The 21,572-nt window shown below is 67.8% G+C and carries 16 protein-coding genes; 11 read left to right on the forward strand and 5 right to left on the reverse strand.

Features of this window, described 5'->3' with window-relative positions:
- Positions 1-2: 2 nt before the first annotated feature.
- Positions 3-869, forward strand: a complete 867-nt coding sequence (mutM, locus tag FR943_RS11385) for a bifunctional DNA-formamidopyrimidine glycosylase/DNA-(apurinic or apyrimidinic site) lyase (protein ID WP_217157015.1) — start codon at positions 3-5, stop codon at positions 867-869.
- A 9-nt stretch (positions 870-878) separates the two neighbouring features.
- Here the strand turns inward: mutM and FR943_RS11390 are convergent, their stop codons facing one another.
- Complete coding sequence (locus tag FR943_RS11390; RefSeq protein WP_217157017.1) at positions 879-1,712, reverse strand: hypothetical protein; 834 nt, start codon at positions 1,710-1,712, stop codon at positions 879-881.
- Between the two features lie 139 nt (positions 1,713-1,851).
- Here FR943_RS11390 and FR943_RS11395 point away from each other — a divergent pair, with 139 nt between their 5' ends.
- Genes FR943_RS11395 through smc form a run of 3 tightly spaced genes read left to right on the forward strand, consistent with a single transcriptional unit; the run spans position 1,852 to position 6,178 of the window.
- A complete protein-coding gene (locus FR943_RS11395) occupies positions 1,852-2,259 on the forward strand; it encodes an OsmC family protein (protein ID WP_217157019.1) in 408 nt (135 codons plus the stop codon).
- Positions 2,256-2,564, forward strand: a complete 309-nt coding sequence (locus FR943_RS11400) for an acylphosphatase (protein WP_217157020.1) — start codon at positions 2,256-2,258, stop codon at positions 2,562-2,564. The genes FR943_RS11395 and FR943_RS11400 overlap by 4 nt, the downstream gene beginning before the upstream one ends.
- Before the next feature lie 26 nt (positions 2,565-2,590).
- Complete coding sequence (gene smc, locus FR943_RS11405; protein WP_217157022.1) at positions 2,591-6,178, forward strand: chromosome segregation protein SMC; 3,588 nt, start codon at positions 2,591-2,593, stop codon at positions 6,176-6,178.
- A 134-nt stretch (positions 6,179-6,312) separates the two neighbouring features.
- Here the strand turns inward: smc and FR943_RS11410 are convergent, their stop codons facing one another.
- Positions 6,313-7,785 carry a PE-PPE domain-containing protein gene (locus tag FR943_RS11410; protein ID WP_217157024.1) on the reverse strand — a complete coding sequence of 491 codons (1,473 nt, stop codon included), beginning with the start codon at positions 7,783-7,785 and terminating at the stop codon, positions 6,313-6,315.
- A 419-nt stretch (positions 7,786-8,204) separates the two neighbouring features.
- On the opposite strand from FR943_RS11410, the gene ftsY reads away from it, so the two are divergent.
- The 6 genes from ftsY (at position 8,205) to FR943_RS11440 (ending at position 16,748) form a co-directional block, all read left to right on the forward strand.
- Positions 8,205-9,581 carry a signal recognition particle-docking protein FtsY gene (ftsY, locus tag FR943_RS11415; protein WP_308170527.1) on the forward strand — a complete coding sequence of 459 codons (1,377 nt, stop codon included), beginning with the start codon at positions 8,205-8,207 and terminating at the stop codon, positions 9,579-9,581.
- A 165-nt stretch (positions 9,582-9,746) separates the two neighbouring features.
- Positions 9,747-11,096: an ammonium transporter gene (locus FR943_RS11420; RefSeq protein ID WP_217157026.1), complete on the forward strand. Its 1,350-nt coding sequence runs from the start codon at positions 9,747-9,749 to the stop codon at positions 11,094-11,096.
- Between the two features lie 33 nt (positions 11,097-11,129).
- Entirely contained in the window at positions 11,130-11,468 is a 339-nt protein-coding gene (locus tag FR943_RS11425) for a P-II family nitrogen regulator (RefSeq protein ID WP_003881099.1), read from the forward strand.
- Positions 11,469-11,548: 80 nt separating this feature from the next.
- Complete coding sequence (locus FR943_RS11430) at positions 11,549-14,092, forward strand: [protein-PII] uridylyltransferase (protein WP_217157028.1); 2,544 nt, start codon at positions 11,549-11,551, stop codon at positions 14,090-14,092.
- Between the two features lie 24 nt (positions 14,093-14,116).
- Entirely contained in the window at positions 14,117-15,682 is a 1,566-nt protein-coding gene (ffh, locus tag FR943_RS11435) for a signal recognition particle protein (protein ID WP_217157030.1), read from the forward strand.
- A complete protein-coding gene (locus FR943_RS11440; protein ID WP_217158167.1) occupies positions 15,678-16,748 on the forward strand; it encodes a metal-dependent hydrolase family protein in 1,071 nt (356 codons plus the stop codon). Before ffh ends, FR943_RS11440 begins: the two co-directional genes overlap by 5 nt.
- Positions 16,749-16,810: 62 nt before the next feature.
- Here FR943_RS11440 and FR943_RS11445 read toward each other — a convergent pair whose 3' ends face one another.
- The 3 genes from FR943_RS11445 to FR943_RS11455 form a co-directional block, all read right to left on the reverse strand.
- Entirely contained in the window at positions 16,811-18,373 is a 1,563-nt protein-coding gene (locus FR943_RS11445; RefSeq protein WP_217157032.1) for a diflavin oxidoreductase, read from the reverse strand.
- 83 nt (positions 18,374-18,456) lie between these two features.
- Complete coding sequence (locus FR943_RS11450; protein WP_217157034.1) at positions 18,457-19,272, reverse strand: D-alanyl-D-alanine carboxypeptidase family protein; 816 nt, start codon at positions 19,270-19,272, stop codon at positions 18,457-18,459.
- A gap of 86 nt (positions 19,273-19,358) precedes the next feature.
- On the reverse strand, positions 19,359-20,243 hold the full coding sequence (locus FR943_RS11455; protein WP_217157036.1) for a D-alanyl-D-alanine carboxypeptidase family protein: 885 nt from the start codon (positions 20,241-20,243) through the stop codon (positions 19,359-19,361).
- Positions 20,244-20,318: 75 nt separating this feature from the next.
- Here FR943_RS11455 and FR943_RS11460 point away from each other — a divergent pair, with 75 nt between their 5' ends.
- Entirely contained in the window at positions 20,319-21,554 is a 1,236-nt protein-coding gene (locus tag FR943_RS11460) for an osmoprotectant NAGGN system M42 family peptidase (protein ID WP_217157038.1), read from the forward strand.
- The last annotated feature ends 18 nt before the right edge of the window (positions 21,555-21,572 follow it).

A 21,572-nucleotide genomic window follows, 5' to 3' on the forward strand; every position in this document is an offset into this window, starting at 1 on the left:
CGATGCCCGAACTGCCCGAGGTAGAGGTTGTCCGCCGCGGGTTGGCCGAACATGTTGCCGGCAAATCGATTTCGGCGGTACGTGTACATCATCCGCGCGCGGTACGCCGGCATGAGGCCGGTCCTGCGGACCTGGCGGCACGGCTGTTGGACGCGCGCATCACCGGCACCGGACGGCGCGGCAAGTATCTCTGGCTGACGCTCGCGGAGGACGGCGGCCAGGACGAAACCGAAGCCCTGGTGGTGCATCTGGGGATGAGTGGGCAGATGCTGCTGGGGCCGATCCGCGATGATCGGCATCTGCGGATCGCGGCGATGCTCGATGACGGCACGGCCTTGAGTTTCGTCGACCAGCGCACGTTCGGCGGTTGGCAACTGGCCGAGTTGGTGACGGTGGACGGCACCGCGGTACCGCAGCCGGTCGCACACGTCGCGCGTGATCCACTGGATCCGCTGTTCGATCGCGAGCACGTGGTTAGCGTCTTGCGGCGCAAGCACTCTGAGATCAAACGGCAGCTGCTCGATCAGACGGTGGTGTCCGGGATCGGCAACATCTATGCCGACGAGGCCCTGTGGCGGACCAAGATCAACGGGGCCCGGACCGCCGCGCGGCTGCCTCGCCGTCAGCTGGCCGAGGTACTCGACGCCGCAGCCGAGGTGATGACCGATGCGTTGAGCCAGGGCGGCACGTCTTTCGATTCGCTGTATGTCAACGTCAACGGCGAATCCGGTTACTTCGAGCGGTCTTTGGACGCGTATGGCCGCGAGGGCGAGCCGTGCCGGCGCTGCGGCGCGGTGATGCGCCGGGACCGGTTCATGAACCGGTCGTCGTTTTACTGCCCGAAGTGTCAGCCCCGTCCCCGGGGCTGACACCATCGATCAGGGCATGCTGGGCATGCCCGGCATGTCGGACATGCAGATCTTCCAGGATCCGCTCTCCTTGCGCAGGTAGAACTTTCCGGGACCGGCGCTGGTGGAGATGTCGACGACGGCCTTGCTTCCGTTCACCGTGATCTTGGTGATCTCCGCCGTGCCGCTGGGGTCGGTGCTGTGTGGGATGTCGATCGCATCCAGACCACCGAACTTCTCGAACAGGTCTTGATCGGCCTGACAGAAATAGGGCAGCGCGTCCTTGAGGTCACTGCTGCTCGACATGACCTCCTGTAGGAATTCGCGGACCTCTTTCTGTTCGTCGCTCTCGTTGGAGGAACCTCCGGAGGATTTTCCTCCGGACGATTGCGACGACCCGGCGTTGTTGCGTCCGGAGTTGGAATCCGAGTCACCACTCAACGCGAAAATCGCGATGCCGCCGATGAGGATCACCACGGCCAGCACCGCCGCGCCGATCGCCAGCCACTTTCCGTTTCCGCCACCTGGCGGCGTGGGTGCGGGGTAGCCGTACGGCTGCTGAGGCGCCCCGTAGGGCGGCTGCGCTCCGTAGGGCGCCCCGTAGGGCGGTTGGCCCGGCTGGGGGACGCCATAGGGCGCACCGTAGGGCGGTTGAGGCTGCTGCGGCCCGCCGTAGGGGGCTCCGTAGGGTTGTCCGTAGGGTTGCTGGCCCGGCTGGGGGGCGCCAGAGGGCGCCCCGTAGGGCTGTTCGGGTGTCGGCCCGCCGCTCGGATATCCCTGCGGCCCGCCCTGCTGATACGGCTGCTGCCACGGCTCGGGCGGACCCGAGGGTGGGGTGGGCGGATTGCTCGGCGGATACGTCACGGTGCTCCTCAACGAAAGTCGGTGTGACGAGTCTATCGTCGCGGCCCGTGGTCGCGCCGCGCCGAACCGCCGCGCCGGGGCCTCCCGCTCGTCTTTGCCGCTGGACCGCCCGCGTGTCGCGACGTGTAGAAATACTCCCATGACCGATCTTTGGGTTGATCGCACCGGCGTGCGCCGCTACGTCGGGCGCAGTTCGCGTGGTGCAGAAGTACTCGTCGGCAGTGAGGACGTCGAGGGGGTGTTCACCCCCGGCGAGCTCCTCAAGATCGCGCTCGCGGCGTGCAGTGGGATGGCCAGTGACCAGCCGCTGCGCCGCCGGCTGGGCGATGACTATCCGGCGACGATCCGGGTGTCCGGCCCGGCCGACCGGGAGCAGGAGCGCTATCCGCTGCTGGAGGAGAAACTTGAGATCGACCTCTCGGGCCTGACGGAATCCGAGGTGGCCAGGCTGCTGACGGTGGTCGAGCGGGCCATTGATCAGGTGTGCACCGTGGGCCGCACCCTGAAATCGGGTACCGAGGTGAAGTTCGAGGTCGCCGGCCGATGACCGGTCCGGAACCTCCCGCCGCGCCGGCCGACGACCAGGTCAGGTTGAGCGCCTGGGTGCACGGTCGGGTGCAGGGTGTGGGGTTCCGGTGGTGGACTCGTTCACGCGCGTTGGAACTCGGTCTGACCGGGTTTGCTTCGAATCGGCCCGACGGCCGGGTGCACGTGGTGGCCCAGGGTTCGCGGGAGATGTGTCAGCGCTTGCTTGACCTGCTGCGCAGCGGTGAAACTCCAGGATCGGTGGACAACGTCGTCGTGGATTGGGCGGATGTCGACGCCCCGATGGCGGGGTTTCACGAAAGGTAGCCGGGTCGGCGGTAGGGTAAGTCGCCGTGCACCTCAAGAGTCTGACGTTGAAGGGCTTCAAGTCCTTCGCCTCGCCGACGACTCTGCGGTTCGAGCCCGGCATCACCTGTGTCGTCGGCCCGAACGGATCGGGTAAGTCCAACGTCGTCGACGCCTTGACCTGGGTGATGGGGGAGCAGGGCGCCAAGACCCTGCGCGGCGGCAAGATGGAGGACGTCATCTTCGCCGGCACGTCCTCGCGGGCGCCGCTGGGCCGCGCCGAGGTGACACTGACCATCGACAACTCCGACAACGCGCTGCCGATCGAGTACTCCGAGGTGTCGATCACCCGTCGGGTGTTCCGCGACGGCGCCGGCGAATACGAGATCAACGGCAGCAGTTGCCGGTTGATGGACGTACAGGAGCTGCTGAGCGACTCCGGCATCGGCCGGGAAATGCACGTCATCGTCGGCCAGGGCAAGCTTGCCGAGATCCTGGAGTCGCGTCCCGAGGACCGTCGCGCCTTCATCGAAGAGGCGGCCGGGGTGCTCAAGCACCGCAAGCGCAAGGAAAAAGCGGTCCGCAAGCTCGAGTCGATGGCGGCGAACCTGGCCCGATTGACGGACCTCACCACAGAGCTTCGGAGACAGCTCAAACCGCTGGGCCGGCAGGCCGAGATGGCGCGCCGCGCCGCGACGATCCAGGCCGACCTGCGTGACGCCCGGCTCCGGCTGGCCGCCGACGACCTGGTGCGACGACAGGTGGAGTTTCACAACACCAATCAGGCCGAGACCACGATGCGCCGTGAGCACGACGAGGCGACCGTGCGGTTGGAATCGGCGACCGTCGAACTGCAGGCGCACGAAGCCGCGGTTGCCGAACTGACCCGCCGCGCCGAGGCTGCCCAGCAGACCTGGTTTCGGGCCTCGGCGCTGGCCGAACGGGTCAGCGCCACCGTGCGTATCGCCACCGACCGGGCCCAGTTGTTGGAAGCCGAGCCGGAGACGACGAGCGACCGTGACCCCGAGGCGCTGGAAGCCGAGGCCGACGAGGTCGCCGAGCTCGAGATGGAGCTGCTCGGCGAGCTGGAGGAGTCTCGCATCGTCCTGGAGAGCGCCCGGGCCGAGCTGGCCGAGCGCGAGCAGCATGCCGCCGAGGCCGAGCGGGCGCACATGGCCGCCGCCCGGGCCGAGGCCGACCGGCGCGAGGGGCTGGCCCGGCTGGCCGGACAGGTCGACACGATGCGCACCCGGGTCGAGTCGAACGACGAGGGCGTCATGCGGCTGTCGGTCAGCATCGAGGAAGCTGCCGCCAAAGCCCAACAGACTCAAGCCGAATTCGAGACCGTGCAGAGCCGGGTCGGTGAACTCGACGCCGGAGAGGTGGGCCTGGACGAACAACACGACCGCTCGGTGAACGCGTTGAAGCTCGCCGACGAGCGGGTGGCGGAACTGCAGACCGCAGAGCGGGCCGCCGAACGTCAGGTGGCCTCGCTGCGGGCCCGGATCGAGGCCCTGTCGGTCAGTTTGGACCGCCGCGACGGTGCTGCCTGGCTGCAGAAAAACCACAGTGGCACAGGACTTTTCGGCACTATCGGGGACTATCTGAAAGTGCGTCCCGGCCATGAGGTGGCGGTGGCCACCGTCCTCGGCGCAGCAGCCGACGCGTTGGCGGCCGAGGACTTCGGGGTGGCTGCCGCCGCGGTGGCTGCGCTGAAGGAATCCGATGGCGGCCGCGCGGCATTGCTGCTCGGGGACTGGAAGACGAACGGCTCGGCACCCTCGGGTGCGCTTCCCGATGGCGCGATCTGGGCCAACGACGTGGTCTCGGTTCCCGATCGGTTGCACGGTGCGATCACCGCGATGCTGGCCGGGGTGGCGGTGGTGAGCGACCTGCGCGCTGGACTGCAACTGGTCTCGGCTCGGCCGGATCTGCGTGCCGTGACCGCCGACGGTGACCTTGTCGGTGCCGGTTGGATCAGCGGCGGATCTGATCGCAAACCCTCCACACTGGAGATCAGTTCCGAGATCGACAAGGCCCGAAGCGAACTGGAGATCGTCGAGCGGCAGACCGGCGAGTTGGCCGCCGCATTGTCGGGGGCGCTGGCCGAGCAGACGGCCCGCCAGGAGTCGGCCGAAGAGGCGATGGCCGCGCTCAACGAATCCGATGCGGCCATCTCGGCGATCTACGAGCAACTGGGGCGGCTGGGGCAGGAAGCCCGCGCCGCCGGTGACGAGTGGCAGCGGCTGATCCGGCAGCGCGACGAGCTCGAGGCCGGACGCACCAAGACGGTCGAGGAACTCACCGAACTCGAGACGCGGCTGCACAACGCCGAGCAGCTGCCGATGTTCGAGGCCGAGCCGGTGGACCGGCAGGCCTCCGTCGCCGCCGCCGAGGCGGCCCGCTCGGTCGAAGTGGAGGCGCGGCTGGCGGTACGCACCGCCGAGGAACGCGCGAATGCGGTACGCGGACGGGCTGATTCGCTGCGTCGGGCGGCCGCGGCGGAACGGGAGGCCCGGGTGCGCGCCCAGCGGGCGCGGGAGGCGCGCGAGCACGCGGCCAGGGTGGCCGCGGCGGTGTCGGAGATGGGTCGCGTGGTGGCACAACGGTTGAGTGCCGTGGTCGCGGTGGCCTCCCGGATGCGCGACGAGCTGGCCACCGAACGTCAGGTGCGCGGCACCTCGCTGTCGCAGGCCCGCGAGGAGGTCGCCGAACTCAACGCGAAGATCACCGCGCTCACCGACGCGCTGCACCGCGACGAAATGGCCAAAGCGCAAGCGTCACTGCGGATCGAGCAGCTCGAGGCGCAGGTGCTCGAACAATTCGGGATGCCTGCGGCCGACCTGATTGCCGAGTACGGGCCCCAGGTGGCCCTGCCGCCGAGTGAGCTGGAGATGGCCGAGTACGAGCAGGCCCGGGAGCGGGGCGAACAGGTCATGGCACCGGCGCCGATGCCGTTCGACCGGCCGACCCAGGAGCGCCGGGCCAAGAAGGCCGAACGCGAACTCTCGGAGTTGGGGCGGGTGAATCCGCTTGCCCTGGAGGAGTTTGCCGCGCTGGAGGAGCGGTACAACTTCCTGTCCACCCAACTCGAGGACGTCAAGGCCGCCCGCGGCGACCTCCTCGATGTCATCGCCGATGTGGATACGCGGATCCTGCAGGTGTTCACCGAGGCGTATGTCGATGTGGAGCGCGAGTTCGAGCAGGTGTTCTCGACGCTGTTCCCCGGCGGCGAGGGCCGTCTGCTGCTGACCAACCCGGCGGACATGCTGACCACCGGAATCGAGGTCGAGGCCAGGCCACCGGGCAAGAAGATCAAGCGCCTGTCGCTGTTGTCCGGCGGCGAGAAGTCGTTGACCGCGGTGGCCATGCTGGTGGCGATCTTCCGGGCCCGGCCGTCCCCGTTCTACGTGATGGACGAGGTCGAGGCCGCTCTCGACGATGTGAACCTGCGCCGGCTGATCAGTCTGTTCGAGCAGCTGAGGGAGCGCTCCCAGCTGATTGTGATCACTCACCAGAAGCCGACCATGGAGGTCGCTGACGCGCTCTACGGTGTGACCATGCGCGGCGACGGGATCACCACCGTGATCTCGCAGCGGATGCGCGGGCAGGAACTTGCGCCGAGCGCCAGCTGAAAGCCGTTGGCTGCGAGCCTGTTTGATAGATCGAGGGGGATCCCTAGTCAGGCCCGGGGAAGCGGGCCATTCGAATATCGGCCGGTGTGGCCGGCGTGCGGGGTGAGCGACGGATTCCCCCGTGGATCCGCTGCTCACCCCGCACGCGTGCCGGATGTGTGCCCTTGTCGACCGTCGGACTGGCCGGTGCGCTGATGCTGTTGTGGCCTCCCTTGTGCAGCAGTGCGTTTCGAGTCACGGTGGGTGGCGGCGGCGCCGGGGGAAGCGGTCGCTTCGCTGCGGTGCACCCGGTGGGCCAGATCGGCGCGGGTGGCTGTCGCGGCGCGTGGGGCACCGTCGGATCGCCGCTTCTGCTGCAGCGGGGACCGCGGTGGTTCCTCGGCCCGCTCGGCGGTGGTGGCGCTCGCCGCGGTGTGGGATGTCGCGGTGTGGGATGTCGCGGGGCGCCTGTCGAACCCGCGCAACCGGGCGCGGGCCGGCTGTGACCGCTCCGGTGCCACGGTCGGGCCGGCTGCCGGCTCGGGGGCCGACGGCGCAGTCGGCGGTGCAGCGTCGTCGTCTCGGTGTGGCGTGGTGGTTTCGACGCCCAGGTCGGCGAGCGCTTGATGCAGGCCCTGTTTCGCCGCGGCGCTCAGGTCCGACCTGAGCTGGTCCGCGTCGATGTCGGGGATCAGCCCGGCCCGGGTCGGGATTCCCATGTGCTCCGGGGTGCGGTCGTAGGCCAGATCGATCAGCACCCGTAGCGTCGGCTCGACCAGGTCCAGCACCGGTGTGGGAAACCCGATGTCCCGCAATGGTTGCAGCAGCGGCAGGTGTTCGGTGTGCACCAGGTAGTAGGTGGTGTTGCCCGCGGTGTGGGACTGGTAGGTGGCGGGGTCGTTCAGGTCGATGACCGACGATCCGTAATTCGGGTGCAGGTAGATGTAGCCGGCCAGGGCGTTGAGATCGGCCAGCAGATTGAGTGGATATTTCGGGAAGTCCGCGATCAGGTCGTACTCGCGGGCCACGTCGATCGTGCGGTAGATGTCGTCCGGGGTGGCGGCGTCGAAACTGATTCCGAGGAGCGGAATGTAGACGCCCTCGAATCTGGCCAGAATCCCACCGTTGGGTCGGTTGGGGTTGGCGACGAATACGAACGACAGCTCGTCACCGGACGGGACGACGGCCCCCTGGGCGCGAAGTTCGGCCAGATTGCGCTTTTCGCGGGTGGCGATGTTGGCGCTCTGCGAGTAGCCGACGATCACCTTTTCTCCGGGTGTCGTCAGGATCGCGTTGTTGAGGCTCAGGACACCGCGCGCGACGGAGGTGTCGAAACTGATGTCGGCCAGGCCGGTGGCAGGCCAGAACTGCTCGGGCGTCGGCACCCACTTCAAGTCCCCGGCGCCCAGGTGGCGGCCCGACAGATAGGTGCGGTTCACCTGTTCCAGATACGTTCCGGTGCCCCACTGATGCGGGTCTCCGAGCGCTTTCATCCCGGTTCCGCCCATGATCAGCGCGGTGGCCGTCAGTTGGACCAGCGTGGTCAGGCTCGCCGAGACCACCAGGCCGGCGGTACCGATCAGCGCTACCACCGTCAGCGCAATTCCCCGAAGCACACGAATGCGCATTCCCCATCCCTTCTTTCACGGCAATTCCCGAGGGAAGGACTGCACGCCGCCGAAAGGCTGAAGTCATTCCCGACCCAGGTGGATCGTCATCCCGACTCTGGGTGCCTGTCAGCGAATTCGTAAAAGTGGGGTAATAAAAAAGAAAGACGCAGATAATAATGCATATCTGCGGTGACCGTCGGGCGAGCTCAGCTAAGCCGCAAACTAAATTTACGGCCTGTACAAAAAAATCTCTTCCCCGAGGTGTCGTGGCAGCAATATACCGCTGTGGTACATGCATGTACCAAAGTTTGGGGCAATGGGTTCCGTCGAGATTTCGGGTGACCGGTATGCGCATCGTCCGGCTCACCCGATCGCGGTGCGACGACGGGTCAGCGGGGCCGGTCGGTGCCGGACATGTCCCCTGAGACAATGGCCGGGTGACAGAAGGTGCGTTGTTGGGTCTGTGGATCGCCATCGCGGTGGTCGCCGTTCTCGTCGTCGTGGCGCTGACCGTGGGTTTGGTGCGCTACCGGCGGCGGCGAATCAGCCTGTCGGAGGGTGAGGCGACAAAGTCGATCGACCGCTCCGGGGGCTACACCGCGTCCTCGGGCATCACGTTCAGCCAAACGGCGGCACCGACCGCCGAGCGCATCGACACCAGTGGCCTGCCCGCGGTGGGCGATGACGCCACCATTCCCCGAGACGCGCCCAAGCGGACCATCTCCGACGTTCAGTTGCCGGAGCCGGCACCGGAACCCACCGTCGCACCCGAAACGCCCGCCGCACCCGAAGTGCCCGAAGCGCCTCCGGCCCCCGAGGTCGCTGACGAATCCCCTGGGGCCGTCGCCGAGCGCGAACCGGTGGATGCGGTGGCCGCTGCGGTCGAGGAGATCGCGCCGGCCGAGGGCCGGATGGACCGGTTGCGCGGCCGGCTGGCCAAATCCCAGAATGCGTTGGGCCGCAGCATGCTCGGCCTGCTCGGCGGCGGTGACCTCGACGAGGACTCCTGGGAGGAGATCGAGGACACGCTGCTGATCGCCGATCTCGGTCCGGTGGTGACGCAGTCCGTCGTCGCCGCGTTGCGAGAGCGGATGGCCAGCAAGGGGGTCCGCAACGAGGCCGAGGCACGGGCCGTGCTGCGCGAGGTGCTGATGTCGGAGCTGCGGCCTGAGCTGGACCGGTCGATCAAAGCCCTGCCACACGCCGACAAGCCGTCGGTCCTTCTCGTGGTCGGCGTCAACGGCACCGGCAAGACCACCACGGTCGGCAAACTTGCCCGGGTCCTGGTCGCCGACGGCCGCCGGGTGGTCCTCGGAGCAGCCGACACCTTCCGCGCCGCGGCGGCCGACCAGCTGCAGACCTGGGGCTCGCGGGTGGGGGCCGACGTGGTGCGCGGCCCCGAGGGCGCCGATCCGGCGTCGGTTGCCTTCGATGCGGTCGACGAAGGGATCAAGACCGGGGCCGACGTGGTGGTGATCGACACCGCCGGCCGGTTGCACACCAAGACCGGACTGATGGACGAACTCGGCAAGGTCAAGCGGGTGGTGGAGAAGCGGGCCGCGGTCGACGAGGTACTACTGGTGCTCGACGCCACGATCGGTCAGAACAGCCTGCCGCAGGCCAAGGTGTTCGCCGAGGTCGTGGACATCACCGGGGTGGCGCTGACCAAACTCGACGGCACGGCCAAGGGCGGCATCGTGTTCCGGGTTCAGCAGGAACTTGGTGTCCCGGTGAAACTCGTCGGTCTCGGCGAGGGGCCGGACGATCTCGCACCGTTCGAACCCGCTGCGTTCGTCGACGCCTTGTTGGGCTGACACCGCCCCGTCGGGGCTGGTGAGCTTCGGGAAACATGAGTGTAACGGGGTCCCGGATTGCGTTCACGTTGACGAAACGCGAGCGCATCACCGATGAAACGCCCGCGAACGAACCTCATCGGGAGGCCGATTCCTCGGCGCTCTTCCCAAGGAGGTTCACACAAAGTGGTCTTAGCCCTACCTGACGAATCGTTCGCCGCATTCGACAGCGGCGATACGGCGTGGGTGCTCGTGAGCGCCGCGCTGGTGTTGTTGATGACGCCGGCCCTGGCGTTCTTCTACGGCGGCCTCTCCCGGCAGAAGTCCGTGCTCAACATGATGATGATGTCCTTTTCAGCCCTGGGCGTCGTCAGTGTCATCTACGTGTTGTGGGGCTACTCGATGTCGTTCGCCTCGGCGCACACCGGTGGATCGGACGTCGCCGGCATCTTCGACAACCCGTTCGCCCTGTTCGGTCTGTCCCAATTGCTCGAGACGCGCGAGATCGGCGGGCAGGAATTGCACGTCATCGGTGGGTTCGGGTCGGTCCCGGCGATCGTGTGGGTGGCGTTTCAGCTGACATTCGCGGTGCTCACCGTGGCGCTGATCAGCGGCGCGCTGGCCGAGCGGGTCAAGTTCGGAACCTGGCTGGCGTTCGCTGGGATCTGGGCCACCCTGGTGTATTTCCCTCTGGCGCACATGGTTTGGGGCGGCGGTCTGCTGTCGGGCAATGAGCACGGGCTGGCGTCCTGGCTGTTCGGGACCACCGAGGGTGACGACGGCGTGGCCGCGGCCACCGTGGCGCCCATCGACTTCGCCGGTGGCACCGTCGTGCACATCAACGCAGGTATGGCCGCCCTGGTGTTGGCGATCCTGGTGGGACGGCGTCGTGGCTTCGGCAAGATGGCCTTCCGGCCGCACAACATCCCCTGGGTGATGCTCGGTGCCGCGCTGCTGTGGTTCGGCTGGTTCGGTTTCAACGTCGGCTCCGAGGGTGCCGCCGATGCCACCGCCGGTCTGGTGTGGATCAACACCACCGCCGCCACCGCCGCGGCGATGCTCGGCTGGCTCGTGGTCGAGCGTCTTCGCGACGGGCATCCCACCAGCGTGGGTGCGGCCTCCGGAATCGTGGCCGGCCTGGTGGCCATCACACCGGCGTGCGGGGCGCTGAGCCCGATCGGCTCGCTGATCCTGGGCGCGATCGCCGGCGCGCTGTCGGCCCTGGCGATCGGCCTGAAATACAAGTTCGGTTACGACGATTCGCTCGATGTGGTGGGTGTGCACCTCGTCGCGGGCTTGTGGGGCACCATCGCCATCGGCTTCTTCGCCACCGAAACCGGCCTGTTCTACGGCGGCGGCATCAGGCAGTTGGTCGTTCAGGTCGTCATCGCCGTCGTGGCAACTCTGTTCACCGCAGTCATGACTGCGATCATTGCCTTGGCCCTCAAACCGCTGGGCTGGCGTGTCACGGAAGAGGATGAGGCCACCGGTATCGATGAGACCGAGCATGCGGAAACGGCTTACGAGCTCGCCTGATCGTGAACAATTGTCCTGGAAGGGATGGAATTTATGAAGCTGATTACTGCGATCGTCAAGCCGTTCACGCTGGAGGATGTCAAGACCGGCCTGGAGCAGACGGGCATTCTGGGAATGACCGTCAGCGAGGTGCAGGGCTACGGCCGGCAGAAGGGCCACACCGAGGTCTATCGCGGAGCCGAGTACTCGGTGGACTTCGTGCCCAAGGTTCGGGTCGAGGTCGTGGTGGACGACTCTGCGGTCGACAAGGTCGTGGACGTCATCGTGCAGGCTGCCCGCACCGGCAAGATCGGTGACGGGAAGGTGTGGGTCAGCCCGGTGGACACTGTGGTCCGCGTTCGCACCGGCGAGCGGGGCGCCGACGCCCTGTAGCCGGATTCGTCAGACGGGATGTCGTCTCCGGCCGGGAGCAGTGTGGCGTTGGTGACCAGTTGGCCGGGGGAGGAGTCCAAATGACAGAGCAGAAACCAGAATCCACGCGCAACGGACTGCGGGTGGAGCCGGAGACGAGCACCGGAGCCTCCCGCGCGGAGGCTCCGGTCGGCTCACCGCGACCGGCCGACGATCTCGCCGCGGCCACCCGGCAGTTGCTCGACGGGGGATCGCACCCGCTGGATTCGGCTCCCTTGCGCGATGCCCTGCTGGATCTGCACGAGTTCTGGCTCGCCACCAAGGCCACCGAGATCGGCATCACGCCGACCAGTGGCTTTTCCATCGTGGCCACCGGTGGGCTCGGCCGTGGCGAGATGTTGCCGTACTCGGACCTCGATCTCATGCTGTTGCACGACAACATGCCGGTGGAGCTGGTTTCAGAGGTGGCCGAGAAGCTCTGGTATCCCTTGTGGGACGCCAACATTCGTATCGACCACAGTGTGCGCACCGTGCCGCAGGCGCTCAAGGTGGCCAGTGAGGACATCTCGGTCGGCCTGGCCATGCTGGATGCGCGACACATCGCCGGTGATGCCGACCTGTCGGCGCTGCTGGTGGGCGGGGCACGCAGGCAGTGGCGGATCGGAATCGCCTCGCGCTTCGACGAACTCGTCGAGCACGCGCAGGCGCGGTGGCAGCGCAGCGGGCAGATCGCCCACCGCGCCGAACCGGATCTCAAGTCGGGCCGCGGCGGCCTGCGCGACGTTCAGCTGCTCAACGCGCTAGCGATAGCGCAACTGGCCGATGTGTATCCGAGTCGCGCCCTGGCCTCGCCGACCGGGACGTTGGGCGGCGCCCACCTGGCGCTGCTGAACGTGCGTACCGAACTTCACCGGGCGTCGGGACGAGGCCGTGAGCTGTTGTTGGCCCAGCATGCCGACGACATCGGGGCGGCCCTGCGGATCGGGGACCGCTTCGACCTGGCCCGCATGCTCTCGGACGCGGCCCGCACCGTCAGCTTCTATGTCGACTCCGGCATTCGCACGGCCGCCAATGCCTTGCCCCGCCGGGGTTTTGCGGCACTGCGCCGCCCGGTACGTCGCCCGCTGGACGAAGGGGTGATCGAATACGCCGGAGAGGTGATCCTGGCCCGCGATGCCCGGCCGGAGCGCGATCCCGGTCTGGTCCTGCGGGTGGCCGCGGCGTCGGCCAGTACCGGGCTGCCGATGGCGGTGTCCACCTTGAGCCGGCTGGCCGAAACCGCCCCGGAACTGCGCACCCCCTGGCCGCGCCAGGCGCTCAAGGACCTGCTGGTGCTCCTGGCGTCGGGACCCGCCGCGGTGGCCACCATCGAGGCGCTGGACCGGACCGGGCTGTGGGGGCGGTTGTTCCCGGAGTGGGGGGCGGTGCGCGACCTGCCGCCGCGGGATGTGGTGCACATCTGGACGGTTGACCGTCACCTCGTCGAAACTGTCTCGCGGGCAAGTGCTTTCACCACCCGGGTGGCCCGCCCGGATCTGCTGCTGCTCGGTGCGCTGTGTCACGACATCGGTAAGGGCCGCGGCGGCGACCACAGCGTGATCGGTGCGGAGTTGGCCACCCAGATCGGCACCCGGCTGGGGCTGTGGCCGTCCGACATCGAACTGCTGTCCAAGGTGGTGCGCCACCACCTGCTGCTGCCCAACACCGCCACGCGGCGAGATCTGCAGGACCCCAAGACCATCGAGTCGGTCGTCGACGCGCTGGGCGGCGACATGGTGCTGCTGGAGCTGCTCGATGTGCTGGCCGAGGCCGATTCGCTGGCCACCGGTCCCGGGGTGTGGGGTGACTGGAAGGCGTCGCTGATCGGGGACCTGGTGCGGCGCTGCCGGCTGGTGATGGCCGGCGAACAGCTGCCCCGGCCCGATCCCGTCGACCCGCGATTTCTGGCGATGGCGACGCAAGTGGGCGTCCACGTCGAGCTCACCGCAGGTGACAGCCCGCACATCTACCACGTCACGATGATCGCCGGGGACCGGCGCGGTCTGCTGTCCAAGGCGGCCGGCGTGCTGGCCTTGAACGCGCTGCGGGTGCATTCGGCGTCGGTCAACAGTCATGAAGGTGCGGCGATCAACACTTTCGTGGTGTCCCCGCACTTCGGTGCGCCCCCGGCCGCCGAGCTGTTGCGGCAGCAGTTCATCTTGGCGCTCGACGGTCAGCTGGACGTGATCGATGCGCTGGAACGACGGGACCGGGAGGCGGCCCGGTATCCGAGCACCCGTGCCGGCGAAATCCTGGCCGCGGTCCCGGCGAACCACGTGCCTGCCCCGCCGCGGGTGCTGTGGTCGCCCGGCAGTGCGCCGACCGAGTTGGTCGTGCAGATCCGCACGATCGACCGTCCCGGCCTGCTGTCCCAGTTGACCGCGGTGTTCGAGCGCGACGGCGTCGACGTCGAGTGGGCCAAGGTGACCACGCTGGGATCGTCGGTGATCGACGTGTTCTGCATCACCGCACCGGCGCTGGCCTCGGGCGAGACCACGGTGCGCGACGACCTGGTGCGTGACCTCTACGCCGTGTTGCCGACACCGCCCGCGGCGAAACCGCAGAAACCGGCGGAACAGACGGATGGGCGCGCAACCACGGCATAGTTTCCGCCCCGCTAGGCTTACCACGTGTTTGAGAGCCTGTCTGACCGGTTGACCGGAGCCCTGCAGGGCCTGCGCGGCAAGGGGCGGTTGACCGACGCCGATATCGACGCCACGGCGCGTGAGATCCGGTTGGCCCTGCTGGAGGCCGACGTCTCGCTGCCGGTGGTGCGCGCCTTCGTGGCGCGGATCAAGGATCGCGCCAAGGGCGCCGAGGTCTCGGCCGCGCTGAATCCCGCGCAGCAGGTGGTCAAGATCGTCAACGAGGAGCTGATCGGCATCCTCGGTGGCGAGACGCGCCAACTGAACTTCGCCAAGAATCCGCCGACGGTGATCATGCTGGCCGGCTTGCAGGGTGCCGGTAAGACCACGCTGGCCGGCAAGCTGGCGAAGTGGCTCAAGGGGCTGGGCCACAACCCGTTGCTGGTGGCCTGCGATCTGCAGCGGCCCGGCGCGGTCAACCAGCTGCAGATCGTCGCCGAGCGCGCCGGCGTGGCCTCCTTCGCCCCGCATCCCGGTACATCACCCGACGGGTTGGAGATCGGCGGCCACGGCGATCCGGTGGCGGTCGCCTCAGCCGGTATGGCCGAGGCGCGGGCCAAGCACTACGACGTCGTCATCGTCGACACCGCGGGCCGGCTGGGCATCGATGAGGAGCTGATGGGGCAGGCCGCGGCCATCCGTGACGCCGTGCAGCCCGACGAGACCCTGTTCGTGCTCGACGCGATGATCGGTCAGGACGCCGTCGCCACTGCCGAGGCGTTCCGCGAGGGCGTCGGCTTCACCGGCGTCGTGCTGACCAAACTCGACGGCGATGCCCGCGGTGGCGCCGCGCTGTCGGTGCGCGAGATCACCGGCGTGCCGATCCTGTTCGCGTCGGCGGGCGAGAAGCTCGAAGACTTCGACGTCTTCCACCCCGACCGGATGGCCAGCCGCATCCTGGGGATGGGCGACGTGCTCACCCTGATCGAGCAGGCCGAGCAGGTGTTCGATCAGCAGAAGGCCGAGGAGGCCGCCGCCAAGATCGGCTCCGGCGAGCTGACGCTGGAGGACTTCCTCGAGCAGATGCTGGCCATCCGCAAGATGGGCCCGATCGGAAACCTGCTGGGCATGCTGCCCGGGGCCGGCCAGATGAAGGACGCGCTGGCCGCGGTCGACGACAAGCAGCTCGACCGGGTGCAGGCCATCATCCGCGGTATGACCCCGGCCGAGCGGGCCGATCCCAAGATCATCAACGCCTCGCGGAGGCTCCGGATCGCCAACGGCTCCGGTGTGACCGTGTCGGAGGTGAACCAGCTCGTGGACCGGTTCTTCGACGCCCGCAAGATGATGTCGTCGATGGCCGGCCAGATGGGCATGCCGTTCGGCCGCAAGAACTCTCCGCGCAAGGCTGCCAAGGGCAAGAACAAGCAGGCCGGAAAGAAGAAGGGCCGTCAGTCCGGGAAGGGACCGACCCCGCCGAAGAACCCGTTGGGCGCCGGCATGCCGGCCGGCTTCCCCGATCTGTCCAACATGCCCAAGGGGCTGGACGAATTACCGCCGGGCTTGGCCGATTTCGACTTGTCGAAGCTGAAGTTCCCCGGCCAGAATTAACGCCGTGCTCCACCTCCGCGGACGTGGCCTACCCGACGGCGAGACCGTCGAATGGTGGATCGACCGCGGCGTGCTCTCGGCAGAGCCGATCGCCGACGCCGACACCGTGTTCGACGGTGGCTGGATCATTCCGGGTCTGGTCGACGCGCACTGCCACGTGGGCCTCGGGCCGCACGGGGCGGTCGAGCTGGACGAGGCGGTCAGCCAGGCCGAGATCGAGCGCGATGCCGGTGCGCTGTTGCTGCGCGACGCCGGCTCGCCGGTGGACACCCGCAGCTTCGACGACCGCGAGGACCTGCCCCGCATCATCCGGGCCGGGCGCCACATCGCACGGCCGAAGCGCTATTCACCCGGTTTGCCGATCGATGTCGAGGATGAGTCGCAACTTCCCGCGGTGATCGCTGAACAGGCTCGGTGGGGCGACGGCTGGGTGAAGCTGGTCGGGGACTGGATTGACCGCGGCGTCGGGGATTTGGCGCCGCTGTGGTCCGACGACATCCTCAAGGCGGCGATCGACGCCGCCCACGCCGAGGGGGCCCGGGTCACCGCGCACGTGTTCGGCGAGGATGCACTGCCGGGGCTGATCAACGCCGGCATCGACTGCATCGAGCACGGGACCGGGATCACCGACGACACCATCGATTTGATGCTTGAGCACGGCACGGCGCTGGTGCCCACCCTGATCAACATCGACAACTTCCCGGGCATCGCCGACGCGGCCGGCAAGTATCCGACGTACGCCAAGCACATGCGCGAGCTGTATGCATCGTGCCGCCGCCGGGTGGGGGCGGCCTACGAGGCCGGCGTGCCGATCTTCGCGGGCACCGACGCCGGTGGGATGATCACCCACGGCCGCATCGCCGACGAGGTCGAGGCGCTGAAGGGTATCGGGATGAGCCCGACGGCGGCACTGGGTGCGGCGAGTTGGGATGCCCGGGCCTGGCTGGGCCGGCCCGCGCTGGAACACGGGGCGCCCGCGGATCTGGTCTGCTACCGCGAGGATCCGCGGCACGGCGGTGTCAGCCGCCCGGATCTGGTCATCTTGCGCGGCCGCGTGTGGCGTTGAGCCTGCGCTGATGGCGCAGAAGTGCGAGTAGAGAGCGCCGTCGCCGCAGTCTCAACGGCTGCTCAGTACACGTCGCGCAGGTAGCGGTGGGTCTTGATCAGGTCGTTGACGTAGGCGTGCGCGGCGTCGGCGTCCAGGCCGCCGGATTCGGCGATGATCTCGTGCAATGCGGCGTCGACGTCCTTGGCCATGTGGTCGGCGTCGCCGCACACGTAGAGGTGCGCGCCGTCCTGTAGCCAGGCGAACAGCTCGGTGGCGTTTTCCCGCATGCGGTGCTGCACATAGACTTTCGTCTCTTGGTCGCGGGAGAATGCCAGGTCGAGCCGGGTCAGGGAGCCGGATTCGTGGAACGCCTGCAGCTCGTCGCCGTAGAGAAAGTCGTTGTCGCGGCGCCGGTCTCCGAAGAACAGCCAGGACTGTCCCGGTGCGGCGGCGGCCGCGCGTTCCTGCAGGAAGGCCCGGAACGGTGCGATGCCGGTACCCGGTCCGATCATGATGATCGGGACATCGGCGGCCGGCAGCCGGAAGTGGTGGTTGGGGCGCAGGTGCACCTGTACCGTCTGGGCCCGCTCGGCCAGATAGGTTGAGGCCACACCGCCGTGCTGACGGTCGCCGGCCGGGTAGCGCACGGTGGCCACGGTCAGGTGGATGTGATCGGGATGCACCAGGGGGCTGGACGCGATCGAGTAATCGCGGAACTGCAACGGGCGCAACGTGTCGACCACCTCGTCGACCGTCAGGCCGGCCCGCTTGATCAGGTCGAGGACATCCTCACCGTAGCCGGCCGGACCGGCCAATTCCTGCAAGGCGCGGGACGGGGTGCGGATCTCCAGCCGCTCGCTGAGCAGGACGCCCAGCGTCTCGTCGGCGTCGGCGACGCGGTGGTCGGGCCCCACGTTGAGTTGGGCCAGGATCGCGGCGACCAGATCCGGATCGTTGGTGGCGTGCACGGCCAGCGAATCGCCGGCCTGATAGGCGATTCCGGAGCCGGTGAGGTCGAGTTCGTAGTGGCGGACCTCCTTGTCGGAGTCCGTCGTGGTCAGCAGGCGGTTCACCGTGAGGGTGGCGGCGACGGGACGGTTGCGTTCCTGGGCGCGCACCGCGGTGTCCGCCGCGACGGTCTCGCCGACTACGGGTGCCGCTGCGGGGCCGGCCTGGGCGGCGGTCAGTTGCTTGACGAGGTCTGTGGTCCAGGCCTTCGCCGGGTCCTCGTAGTAGCCGTCGACGTCGACCCGGTCGGCGAGGCGGGTGGCGCCCAGCTCTTCCAGTCGCGCGTCGAGGAGTTTGCCTGCGTTGCAGAACAATTCGTAGGACGTGTCGCCCAGGGCCAGGATCGCGAAACTGAGATGCTCCAGGCGCTCGGTGCTGGCGCTGATCGCCTCCCAGAACAGGGTTGCGGTGTCGGGGAATTCGCCGTCGCCGAAGGTGGAGACGACGACGATGAAATGTGTGGTGGTGTTCAGCTGGTCGAGTTCGACCTGGTTGAGTTCGACGGCCTCGGCCGGAATGCCGGCGGCGGTGGTGGCCTCGGCGAACGTCATCGCCGCGTCCTCGGCGTTGCCCATATCGGTGCCGTAGGCGACCAGCAACGAGAACTCACGGTCGGACACATCGGCTCCCCTCATCGCGCGGGCATTCCACACAAAATTTAGGGTCACCTTACTTCGGTGTGAGTCCCGGTGGTGCCCTACCTTTTCTGGGCCGCCGGTCAGTGCGAAAAGCCGTAGTCGAACAGGTCGATGGCCTGGCTGTAGAGATCGCCGGTGCCGTACATCTGGACCACCACGATGCGCCGGTTGCCGCGTTGGGCGGCACCCACATACGTCTTGCGGGCCAGATCGGTGTAGCCGGTCTTGCCTGCGATGTCACCGGGGTAGCGCTGGAGCAGCTCATTCTGGTTGGTCAGGGTCTTACCCGGGAACTGGGCCGACGGTTGGCGCATGATCTGCGCGATCAGCGGATACTTCAGGGCGGCCCGCAGGATCACCGCGAGGTCATGCGGGGTGGTCACGGTCTCCCACCCCGGCCCGTCCAGGCCCGACGGCGAGGCCGCCCGGGTGTTGCGGGCGCCAACACTGGCCGCCTTGCGGGTCATCGCCGCCACTGTGGCGCGCTGTCCGCCGAGCATGTCGGCGAGCATGTTGGCCGCGTCGTTGCCCGACACCATCAGCAGCGCTTCGAGCAGTTGGCGGGTGGTGTACGGCTGTCCCGGGGTGAGGCCTACGCACGAGCATTCGACCTTGGTATGGGATTCGTTGGCCCTGGCGAAGTTGTCGGGCCGCAGGTGGTCGAGTACCACCATGGCCAGCAGCGGCTTGATGGTGCTGGCCGGGGCGTACGAGCCGTTGGGGTCTTTGGCTGCCAGCACCTGGCCGGTGTCCAGGTCGGCCACCAGCCAGGCCTTGGCCGGTCCGTCGGGAATCTGGGCGCCTGCCGGCTGAACGCCGGGCTGCGCGTTCGCGGCGGGTGTGACCGCGAGCACCGCGCCGAGGGCGAGCACGGTCGCCGCGAAACGTCGTCGCACGGAGGTCGACGCTACGGATCACAGGACTCACTCAGCGCGCGATCAGGTCTCCGTATGGTTGCGGCGCCGGAGTGCTGATCAGCCCGCTACAGCTGGCTGATTCCGGCTGAGTGGTCCTGCGCGAAACCCCAGTCCAACAGGCTGGTGGCCTGGTCCCAGTAGGTCGGGCCACCTTCCTTGACCAACCCGTACATCATGGCGATCACCAACCGGCGGCCGTCGCGCTGCGCAGCGCCGACGAACGTCTTGCGAGCCACATCGGTGAAACCGGTCTTACCGCCGAGCATGCCTGGATACCGGCCCAGCATCTCGTCCTGGTTGACCAACGTGACCGGTCCCGTGGCACCTGGGAAGGACGCCGACGGTGATGACGTGATCGCCGCGAACACCGGATTCGCCAGCGCGGCGCGGAAGATCACCGCCAGGTCCCGCGGTGTGGTGGCCCCGTCGATGCCGGGGCCGTTCAAACCTGATGGCGATCCGGCATGGGTGGCGTTCGCGCCGAGCGCGGCGGCCTTGGCGTTCATCTTGGCCACCGTGGCTTCGGTCCCTCCGAGCATGTGTGCCAATGTGTTGGCGGCGTCGTTGCCGGACACCAGCAGTGCCGCATCCAGCAGCTGCCGCATCGTGTAGGTGCGTCCGGCCTTGACCCCGACGCAGGTGCACTCGACCTTGGCATCGGCTTCGTCGGCAACGACCGTTGCATCCAACGGAATCTCGTCGAGGGCGACCAGCGCCAGCAGGGTCTTGATGGTGCTGGCGGGTGCGTGCGGAACATACTGATCCCGGCCGGCCAGGATCTGGCCGGTATCCATGTCGGCGACGATCCAGGCCGGGGCGGGGCCGTCCGGGATGGGCGTCGCGCCGACCTGCTGCACGCTGCTGTCGGCGTACGCCGCGGGGGAGCTTGGTATAGCTGTTGGGAGAAGAGCTGCGAGACAGAGCGAGATCGCGCCGACGAGCCTGACCATGTCCACTGACACTAGTGGCACATTCCGCGGGCATCGGTGTGTGAGGAAGATCCGACGAATTCGAGGTGAGAAAGCGTGGCCGAGACCGCCGTCATGCCGGAGGCCGAACGTAAGTGGATGGTCGACACGCTGCTGTCGTTGCTGCAGACCCCGAGTCCTTCGGGGCGCACCGACGCCGTGATGCAGTTGATCGGCGACATTCTCAACGATCTGGGCGTGCCGTTCACGTTGACCCGGCGCGGTGCGTTGACCGCCGAGCTGCCCGGTGAGTCGTCCACGATCGACCGAGCGCTGGTGGTGCACGCCGACACCATCGGCTGCATGGTCCGGAATCTGAAGGACAACGGCCGCCTCGAATTGGTCCCGGTCGGCACGTTCTCCGCACGGTTCGCTGCGGGCGCGCGGGTGCGGATCTTCTCCGACGACCCCGACGAGTTCTTCACGGGCACGATCATGCCGCTCAAGGCCAGCGGGCATGCCTACGGCGACGAGATCGACACCCAGCCCACCGACTGGGACCACGTCGAGGTACGGGTGGACCGAAACGTCTCGACACGTGCGGATCTGCAACGACTGGGTCTGAATGTGGGTGACTTCGTCGCGCTGATCGCCAGCCCCGAACTCACCCAGGACGGCTTCGTGGTGTCGCGGCACCTTGACGGGAAGGCCGGGGTGGCGGTCGCGCTGGCTCTGGCCAAGACCATCTCGGAGCAGAAGATCGTGCTGCCGCACCGCGCCACTCTCATGGTGACCATCACCGAGGAGGTGGGGCACGGTGCCAGTCACGGGCTTCCGCCCGAGGTGGCCGAGTTGGTCTCGGTGGACAACGCGGTCTGCGCCCCGGGGCAGCACTCGATCGAACACGGCGTGACGATCCCGATGGCCGACCTGCACGGCCCGTTCGACTATCACCTCACCCGCAAGCTCTGCCGCCTGGCCGAGGGGCAGGGCATCCCGTTCGCGCGGGATGTATTCCGCTACTACCGGTCCGACGCGGCAGCCGCCATCGAAGCCGGCGCGGGCACCCGCGCGGCACTGCTGGGGTTCGGCCTCGACGGGAGCCACGGTTGGGAAAGGACCCACCTGGACTCGCTGGAGGCCACCTATCTGTTGCTCAACGCCTGGCTGCAGACACCGTTGACGTTCGAGGCATGGGATTCCAACCCGACCGGCGCGCTGCGTGACTTCCCGTCCTCGAAGCAGCCGGCTCCCAGTGAGCAGTGGGTGCCGTTGTCCCGCGGCGACTTCACCGAGCCGGGGGACGCCTCGCCGGGGGCGCATTGGCCGCCGTCGGAGGGCCCTCAATCGTGATCTGGTGTTCAATCGAGA

This window comes from [Mycobacterium] fortunisiensis (assembly GCF_019050325.1).
Lineage (GTDB): Bacteria > Actinomycetota > Actinomycetes > Mycobacteriales > Mycobacteriaceae > Mycobacterium > Mycobacterium fortunisiensis.

Bases quoted from the DNA above. Each gene is read 5' to 3' on its own strand.
- FR943_RS11395 (WP_217157019.1), top strand. From the start codon at position 1,852: ATGACCGATCTTTGGGTTGATCGCACCGGCGTGCGCCGCTACGTCGGG.
- mutM (WP_217157015.1), top strand. From the start codon at position 3: ATGCCCGAACTGCCCGAGGTAGAGGTTGTCCGCCGCGGGTTGGCCGAA.
- FR943_RS11430 (WP_217157028.1), top strand. From the start codon at position 11,549: ATGACAGAGCAGAAACCAGAATCCACGCGCAACGGACTGCGGGTGGAG.
- FR943_RS11400 (WP_217157020.1), top strand. From the start codon at position 2,256: ATGACCGGTCCGGAACCTCCCGCCGCGCCGGCCGACGACCAGGTCAGG.
- FR943_RS11410 (WP_217157024.1), bottom strand. From the start codon at position 7,785: ATGCGCATTCGTGTGCTTCGGGGAATTGCGCTGACGGTGGTAGCGCTG.
- FR943_RS11425 (WP_003881099.1), top strand. From the start codon at position 11,130: ATGAAGCTGATTACTGCGATCGTCAAGCCGTTCACGCTGGAGGATGTC.
- FR943_RS11445 (WP_217157032.1), bottom strand. From the start codon at position 18,373: ATGAGGGGAGCCGATGTGTCCGACCGTGAGTTCTCGTTGCTGGTCGCC.
- FR943_RS11455 (WP_217157036.1), bottom strand. From the start codon at position 20,243: ATGGTCAGGCTCGTCGGCGCGATCTCGCTCTGTCTCGCAGCTCTTCTC.